Genomic DNA, 8,316 nt, shown 5'->3' on the forward strand with positions numbered 1-8,316 from the left:
CTTTAGGGTGGGTCCGCGCGCGCTGATCATGCATGGAGAAGTGCAAGAATATCGTGCGCAAGCGCATCGTGGCTTGTATCCGACAAATTGTCGTGGCCACCGGCACCACCAATACCCGCCAGTTGAAGTGCATGCTGGTCGACAAGCAAATGGTCTACCTGTTGGGCATCAGCTGTGCCGCCAGCTGGAACTGCAATGTTGATCGGATGGAAGTAGCCGATATTCACGTCAACCAGACTTCCATTTGAAACACCATTGCCACCGCCTCCCGCAGCAGAATTGCCCGTGAAAATGGTATCTGACGCCAAGTTGAACCCACCGCCGTTACCGCCGATCCCGGCGATCTGCGTACCACCCTGATCGAAGATGACATTGTTCGTTTGGTGTGCATCCGCATTGCCGCCAGCAGCCGCGACGGCGATATTGATAGGCGAGAAGATCGCCACATTCACGTCGATCATGGTGCCTGCGAAAACGCCCGCACCGCCATGTCCGGCATAGTTATCGCCAGTGAACACATAGGTGCTGCCCGTATCGGTATGTATGGGCGATGCTGAAACGGACCCGGCATAGTTGTGGTCACCGCCTGATCCACCAATCCCCCCCATTTGGTCAGCGCCTTGCAGAAAGGCGGCGTTATTGCTCTGATTGGCGGACGCTACGGAATGAGCTCCGCCCGCAACCGCCGTATTGACCGGGGCGAACACTGCGACATTGGAGCTGACAAGCCCGCCAAGAAAAATACCGTCGCCGCCGCTTCCAGCATGGTTGGATGTAGCGCCTTCTGTGCTGCCGATCGCGGCATTGCCGTTTCCGCCATCACCGCCCATCCCTGCCATTTCGGCGACATGCTGATTAATCAGTGCATTGTTGAACTGGTCAGCACCTGCCTCGCCCCCCGGACCAGCAATTGCGGTATTGGACGGAACGAAAACGGCCAAAGCGTCGCTGCTGATCACACCGACGCTCATTCCCATCCCGCCATTTCCGGCGGAACTACCGGGCGAAGCAGATGCTACATCGAAGGGGAGCCACGTCGGCACGAGTGCGAGATGACCGGCGGCTGTACCCAAAGCGGTACTTTGGATGCCGCCCACGTTCAGGCTATCATTCTCATTGGATATGGGACGTAGCTCGGTCATCACCCTTTCTCCTCGCAAGCTTGCAACGCTCGACGTTCTCCAGGATTCTTTGCATTACAGCTATTGTGCCTTGAATTATCACAAAAGAAGAGACGGCAATCTGTCTACATCCAAATGGGTAGGGTATGCGTCTGATTGTGGAACCGATAAGCCACCGAAAATGACGTCGGCTACAAATAAGTTATCTCTTAAGTATTTCCGCTTTCTACAACCTAGGATAATGTGAAAATTGCAGGTGCCGCTTTGAGTTAAGGGGACGGACATGCTTATGTCGATTCTGATCGCCCGGCCGATTGCTCTCCTCCGTTCGTTTCGAATTCGGCACTCATTATCTGATGCTCCACATTCTGGGGAATAATCCATGAGCCAATCAGTTCATCCACTTTTGCGTCTGCGAGACGGCCACCATGCGCATGTCACGTATGAAGAGCTTTTCTTCGATCTCGTCTATGTTTTCGCGGTCACGCAGCTTAGCCATACGCTGCTTCATCATTTGACAGCCTGGAGCGCGCTTGAAACGCTGGTCCTGTGGTTCGCCGTCTGGCTCGGCTGGCAATATACGTGCTGGGTCACAAACTGGTTTAATCCCGAGCAGCCCAAACTGCGCTTTGTCTTGTTCTGCTGTATGGCGCTGGCGCTGGTTATGGCAGCCTCGATACCGGATGCGTTTGGCAAAAGCGGCCTTATTTTTGCTAGTTGCTATGTTGCAATGCAACTGGGGCGAACGGGCTTCATCGTCTGGCAATTGGGAAGTAATCACCCGCTGACAGCCAATTACCGGCGAATGCTGGGCTGGCTTGTCATTTCTGGTTGTTTCTGGATCGGCGGTGCCTTTGCTGAAGGTGAACTGCGACTGGCGCTTTGGATCGTCGCCGTTCTCTGCGAGTATGGTTCGCCCATGATCGGCTTTGCGTTGCCGGGAATGGGTCGCTCTGAGGTCAGCGACTGGACCATTGAGGGCGGGCATCTTGCGGAGCGCTGCCAACTCTTTGTTATTGTTGCGCTGGGTGAAAGCCTTCTGGCGACGGGAGCCACACTTGCAGGTGCGGAAAACTGGAACACTGCCGAGCTGTCCGCCATGCTCGCCACTTTTCTCGGCACCATTGCGATGTGGTGGCTCTATTTCGGCACCTCGAGCAAGGATGCGACCGCGCGCATCACGCAAGCCCGCGATCCGGGCAAGATTGGCGCCTACTTCCACTATATCCACGCCATTCTGATATTCGGTATTATCGTGAGCGCCGTTGGTAACGATCTTGCCATGGAGCATCCCGCCGAACACGCGAGTTTCGCTGAGATTCTCGTCATCGCAATCGGCCCCGCTATCTATCTGGTTGGCAGCGCCATTTATAAATATGTCGTCTATGGCCGTTTACCGCTTTCCCATATCGCGGGTGTTGTCTTGGTGGCCCTCATTGCACCGTTCGGTCAAATGGCGGATCTCCTGACTCTTGGATGGCTCACAACCGCCATTCTCTTCGGAATTGGTTTGTGGGAAAGCCAGACAAAGAACCAGAAAGCTCTGAATGAAAGCGGTGCCCACCCATGAGGATCGCCGCCGACCTCATTAAAACATAGCTCTCTTTTATCGGATTGGGCGGCGCATCAGCGAATGCGCCGCAGCAATCTTTCTCGGTAGGTATCGACAATCACGGCAAGTATAATCACCGCACCAATGATGATTGGTTTGTAATTGTCGCCAATGCCGAGCAATTGCAGACCTGTGGCCAGAACCTGAAGAATACAGGCGCCTGCGAGTGTGCCAACGATAGAGCCTTTCCCGCCAAACAAGCTGGTTCCGCCAATAATAACTGCTGCGATTGCGTTCAATTCATAGCCAACACCGGCAATCGGGCTGCCAATATTCAGACGCAGCAAATAGACAATTGCTGCAATGCCAGCGGTGATACCTGAAATGACAAAGGCCGCAACTTTATATGTGTTCGGATTATGCCCCGATAGACGAACCGCCTCGTCATTAGCCCCGACTGCATAGATCATACGACCGAAAACAGTAAACCGTAGTATGAACCAGCCAACAAAAATCACCGCCACTGCAACGAGGAAAATCGAGGGCAGGAAGCCGCCGATTATCAGATTACCGAAATCGACAAAGCCTTGGGGCAGTCCTGTTATCGTTGAGTTGTTGGACACTACCCGCGCCGCGCCAGCAGCAATATTCAACATACCAAGCGTCACAATGAACGAAGGTATCTTCCAGAAGGTTGATACTTTGCCATTGATGAAACCGCAAAATCCACCAACTGCAATGCAGGCCAGAACGGCGAGCGGTATTGATAAGGCCGGTTCCAGACCCGAAGTCATGATGAGCGCGCCAACGACAGTGCATAGCGCAAGCACCGAACCTACGGAGAGGTCAATGCCGCCAGTCAGGATGACGAAAGTCATGCCCGCCGCAAGAACCGTGTTGATGGCAATCTGAACGAATATCTTCAGCGCATTTCCCGATGTGGCGAAATAAGGCGCGGTGAAGGAAAATACCAAGGTGATCAATAACAGAGCCAGAAAGACACCAGCGTCTCGCAATAAGAAACGCTTCAATTTCTGACGGTCGGCTGAAACGGGTTTCTCGGAAATTGAAGTCTTATCTATCATGGTTGACATGCTCCTGATAGGCGAGTGAGAGAATACGCTCCTGATCAAATTGCGACCGGGGCAGCTCTCCCACCAGCTTGCCGTTGGAGAAGACAATGATGCGGTGGCACATGCCGATGAGCTCCGGCAAATCCGACGAGATCATGATGATCGCCTTCTGGTTTGCAACCAGCATCCAGAGCAATTGATAGATTTCGCGTCTGGCGCCGACATCAACACCGCGTGTCGGCTCATCCAGTATCAGTGTCGAGGAGCCGCGAAACAGCCATTTTGCGAGCACCACCTTTTGCTGGTTTCCGCCTGACAGATCGCGTACCGCCGTGTCGATCGATGCCGTTTTGATCCGCAGCTGTTCGACCAGTTTCGTAACCGCAGTTTTTTCCGCCCCTTTGTCCAGGAATCCACCATGCGATATCTTCTTCAGATCGGTAATCGTGGCGTTTATGTCGACAGGCATGTCTAGCATTAGCCCCTGCCCCTTCCGATCTTCGGTGAGGAACCCTAGCCCGTTTCTGACGGCATCCTTGGGGTCGCGAATATTGACGGGCTTGCCATCCACCCGAATTTGTCCACCGCCTTTAGGATCGGCGCCAAAAATCGCGCGCATGATTTCAGTGCGGCCCGATCCAACCAGACCTGCCACACCAAGAATTTCGCCCTGACGTACCGAAAAGGAGACGGCTGCTGTTGGTGCCGCACGCGTAACATTTTGAACTTCCAGCGCAACCGAACCTGGCATGATGGACGAGTCAAAACTATACTCGTCAGCAATATCCCGGCCAATCATCATGCGGACCAGATGAGGCACGCTGAGCCCTAGTAAGGGTCGCGTTTCAACCAACCGACCGTTACGCAACACAGTGACCCGATCACCGATCTCGAAGACTTCGTGCAGGCGGTGCGAGATATAGATAATGGTCACGCCCCTGGCCTTCAGTCTCCCGATAATGGCAAAGAGCCGGTCAATTTCCGGCGGGGTCAGCGTCGCCGTCGGTTCGTCGAGAACCAGCAGTTTGCTATCATAGCCGAGCGCCTTTGCAATTTCGACCAATTGCATTTGAGCAACGCCCAATTCGGAAACGAGCGTCCGGGGATCAAGGGCCAGACCAACCTCGTCCAGCAACTCCCCGGCACGCCGATTCAATGCTGTGCGATCCACAATGCCGTAACGCCGTGGGAGGCTCTCCAGCATCAGATTTTCTGCTATTGAAAGATGTGGGAGTAGGTTGAGTTCCTGATGAACGATGCGAATGCCCTGAACTTGCGCGTCATGTGGCGTTTTAGGCCGATAGGGCTGATCATTCAGGAAAATTTCGCCCGCGTCGGGCTGATATATGCCCGCGAGCAGCTTGATGAGGGTCGATTTTCCAGCCCCATTTTCACCAAGAATGATATGCGTTTCGCCGCGTATCAGTTGCAGATTGACACCGTCCAGCGCGACGACGCCCGGAAAGGTCTTGCCAACGTTATCCAGTTTCAAGATCGCGTCGGCTGCTTGCATGACTTCTCCTGCCTGCTCCAATAGCGGGAAGCCGCAACGGAGTAGTTACCGATGCGGCCTCGCTATCTTGCGAGTTCCTAGAGATCTTTGGCTGTAATCAGCTTGATATCCGTCTTGACCCAGCCGGAGAATTTCTCACCCGCGAGTTCCTTAAGGCCATAATCAACGCCCATCGCCGCCATCTGAGCGCCAAACTGGTCGATTGTCGCCAGCATTTTGCCATCCTTGATCAGTGGCTGGACGGCTGGAATATTGTCGAAGCCGACAACCTTGATCTGGCCCGCCTTTCCTGCCGCATCGAGCGCCTTTACGACACCCAGCGCCATGGAGTCATTGGCAGCCATAACGCCTTGAATGTCCTGATACTGCGTCAGGAAATTCGTCATAAGCGTATTGGCTTCTTCCGTCTCCCAATGCGCCGTTTTGGAATCCAGCAGTGTCAAACCGCCTTCGGCAACAGCATCGTCAAAGCCTTTCTTGCGCTCCTTGGCATTATCAGCTTCCGGATTACCTTCAAGGATAACAACCTTGCCGCCCTTACCCAGCTCTTTGGCCAGAGCCATGCCGGACAGTTTCGCGCCTTCACGATTGTCGGGCCCAAAGAAGGCCAAATCGATACCGGCTTGCTTCTTCGCCTCTTCATCCAGTGCAACGTCGATATTGATGACCTTGATACCAGCTTCCAGCGCCTTTTTCACAGGCGTGACCATGGCTTTGGAATCGGCTGGCGCTAAGACAATCACATTGAACTGCTGTGTAATGAAGTTTTCCACCGCATCGACCTGTGCAGCGAAATCACGCTCGTCTTTCATGCCAACGGCAGCAAAGCTGAACTTATCTGTATTTTTGGCAGCATATTCTTCTGCGCCCGCCTGCATTTGCTTGAAAAACTCGTTTGCGAGCGATTTCATGACAAGACCGATTTTCGGCTTATCTGCTGCAAAAGACGGCAAAGACGGTAAAAGCAGGGCGCCGGCCCCGACTGCACTGGTCGTTAGAAACTGGCGTCGCGAAATTGAACCTAGACCCAGCCCATTAAACATTGAACCTTTAGTCATGAATTCCTCCCCTCGCTTCAGCGGTGAGCTTCAGCATGACTTCAAGGTAGAGCCGGAACTAGAAAACTGTCAAGACTGCAGAAAGTGGGAGTTAATAAGTATTACTGCCATGATAGCCGCACTTAGCCCGGAGACGTAAGAAATTCTTGCGATAGCAAATATTAATAAGAAGCAAAATTGCCCGTCATAAGACCAACACGGAATCATCGAAAGTCGGACGTTTCATTCCGGCCGCGGGTGATACATCTGGCTGGCGGAGGGAATGGACCAGCCGCGCCAGTATGGAAACCGCAATCTCCGCCGGGTTGGTTGCGCCGATAGCCAAACCTATCGGCCCTTCTATACGCGCCAGTTTTGCAGGGTCCATGCCCATCGCTTCAAGCCGTTGCAGGCGCTTCGCGTGGCTCTTGTGGCTGCCCAACGCGCCGACATAAAAGCACCGCGCCTGCAAGGCGGCGATCAACGCGGCGTCATCGATCTTCGGATCGTGGCTCATGACGGCTACCGCCGTATAGGGAACAAGCGGATGTGCGGCGAATATATCCTGCGGCCATTCGGCATACAGGGTGCTATCAGGAAAGCGTTGTCTTGTGGCGAAGGCCGTGCGCGGGTCGATGATTTCGACCTCATAACCCACCATCCGCGCCATTGGCACCAGCACCTGCGCGATGTGGACCGCGCCTATGATCACGAAACGCGGGCTGGGAAGATGCATATTGCAAAACAGCGTTTTATTATCCGTCTCGACAAGGGACGATACTCCCCGCGCGAAGCTTTGCCCGATGGTTGATCGGAATGAAGCGGGAAGTTCGTTGCCGTTGCGGATAGGGCGGTTCGCGCCAGTATCCAGATCGGTCATTACGGCAACAGCGCGCCTTGCGCCACGTTCCACATTGAGTTGTCGCAACAGATCCCAGTCTGCGCGCTCAATATAGATGCGGATTGATCCGCACAGGCCGAAATATAAGCCATGCGGCCCTTGTCCATGTCGCTATCCAAAGGCAGCGTAACGGCCTGCGGCAAAGCTTCGGGCTCAGGTTTTACTACCGGAATATTGCCGTCGATATCCGTCAGGAGATAAGTGGCGATCGCACGAATATCCTCATCGGACATGACGTTGGTGGAAAAATGAGTCACCGTGTTCATGTCAGCGAACGACGTTCCCTGCGCCGCAATGCCCGTTTTCAGATACTGGCTCAATGCCCGAATATCGAAACCCTGACGTGTCAGAACCGGCTGCGTGACGTCGGGCGCGACCATGCCTTCCAATATGCCGCGCTGCAGATTGCGCGCAAAGTCAGGAGCCATCATCAGATTGAGCGGCGTGTGACATCCACCACAATGCGCCAGGCCTTCAACCAGATACGCGCCTCTATTCCAGTCAGCAGATCGCTGGTCATTGTGTGGTGCTTCGCGCTTGGGGAAATTGAGAAGCGCCCAGAAATTCACAAAAGGCCGGACTGGAAGGCGGAAAATAGCACTATTGCGCTTATTGGCGACCGCAATCGGCGGTATCGTCATCAGATAAGCATAAAGCGCGTCGATATCGTCCGATGTTGTCACCTGCGTGAACAGGAACGGCATAGCCGGATTGGAATAGCCCCCTAATTGCCCGGACAGTTTCTGCCACTTAAATAAGTGATAGGACTACTGTTCACATTATGACTGGTAATAGCATTAAGATGGAAATTCTTTCCGGCCCTGAGCGGCGTCGACGCTGGAGTACAGCGGAGAAGCTTGCGATTGTCCACGAAACCTACGAGGCGGACGCGACGGTCAGTCTGGTCGCCCGTCGTCATGGCATTGCGCCTAACCAGCTGTTCGCGTGGCGCAAACTTGCATCGCAGGGTGCCTTGGTTGCCACCGCAGCCGAAGAAGAGGTTGTCCCTGCCTCGGAATACCGCGCGCTTCAGGCTCAGGTGAAGGAATTACAGCGCCTTCTGGGCAAGAAGACGATGGAAGGGGAAATTCTCAAGGAGGCCCTCGAAATCGCCAACGG

The 8,316-nt window shown here is 54.1% G+C and carries 8 protein-coding genes; 2 read left to right on the forward strand and 6 right to left on the reverse strand.

Annotated elements, in window-relative coordinates; all coding sequences use genetic code 11:
- Window positions 1-26 precede the first annotated feature (26 nt).
- Window positions 27-1,142 carry a hypothetical protein gene (locus QBD01_RS17290; protein WP_280993835.1) on the reverse strand — a complete coding sequence of 372 codons (1,116 nt, stop codon included), beginning with the start codon at window positions 1,140-1,142 and terminating at the stop codon, window positions 27-29.
- A 361-nt stretch (window positions 1,143-1,503) separates the two neighbouring features.
- On the opposite strand from QBD01_RS17290, the gene QBD01_RS17295 reads away from it, so the two are divergent.
- Window positions 1,504-2,691: a low temperature requirement protein A gene (locus QBD01_RS17295; protein WP_280993836.1), complete on the forward strand. Its 1,188-nt coding sequence runs from the start codon at window positions 1,504-1,506 to the stop codon at window positions 2,689-2,691.
- A 56-nt stretch (window positions 2,692-2,747) separates the two neighbouring features.
- Here the strand turns inward: QBD01_RS17295 and QBD01_RS17300 are convergent, their stop codons facing one another.
- The 5 genes from QBD01_RS17300 to QBD01_RS17320 form a co-directional block, all read right to left on the reverse strand.
- The gene (locus tag QBD01_RS17300; RefSeq protein ID WP_280993837.1) at window positions 2,748-3,767 is read right to left on the reverse strand and encodes an ABC transporter permease; all 1,020 of its coding nucleotides are present in this window, start codon (window positions 3,765-3,767) and stop codon (window positions 2,748-2,750) included.
- Window positions 3,748-5,259, reverse strand: coding sequence for a sugar ABC transporter ATP-binding protein (locus tag QBD01_RS17305; RefSeq protein WP_280993838.1), 1,512 nt, complete (start codon window positions 5,257-5,259; stop codon window positions 3,748-3,750). The genes QBD01_RS17300 and QBD01_RS17305 overlap by 20 nt, the downstream gene beginning before the upstream one ends.
- Before the next feature lie 77 nt (window positions 5,260-5,336).
- The gene (locus tag QBD01_RS17310; protein ID WP_280993839.1) at window positions 5,337-6,317 is read right to left on the reverse strand and encodes a sugar ABC transporter substrate-binding protein; all 981 of its coding nucleotides are present in this window, start codon (window positions 6,315-6,317) and stop codon (window positions 5,337-5,339) included.
- Window positions 6,318-6,501: 184 nt separating this feature from the next.
- Window positions 6,502-7,176: an XdhC family protein gene (locus tag QBD01_RS17315; protein ID WP_280993840.1), complete on the reverse strand. Its 675-nt coding sequence runs from the start codon at window positions 7,174-7,176 to the stop codon at window positions 6,502-6,504.
- Window positions 7,176-7,901: a cytochrome c gene (locus tag QBD01_RS17320; RefSeq protein ID WP_280993841.1), complete on the reverse strand. Its 726-nt coding sequence runs from the start codon at window positions 7,899-7,901 to the stop codon at window positions 7,176-7,178. Before QBD01_RS17320 ends, QBD01_RS17315 begins: the two co-directional genes overlap by 1 nt.
- Window positions 7,902-7,978: 77 nt before the next feature.
- Between QBD01_RS17320 and QBD01_RS17325 the strand changes: the two genes are divergently transcribed.
- Window positions 7,979-8,316: transposase (locus tag QBD01_RS17325; RefSeq protein ID WP_280993842.1), on the forward strand; the 338-nt coding region annotated here is incomplete at its 3' end.

The organism is Ochrobactrum sp. 19YEA23 (genome assembly GCF_029909865.1).
GTDB lineage: Bacteria > Pseudomonadota > Alphaproteobacteria > Rhizobiales > Rhizobiaceae > Brucella > Brucella gambitense.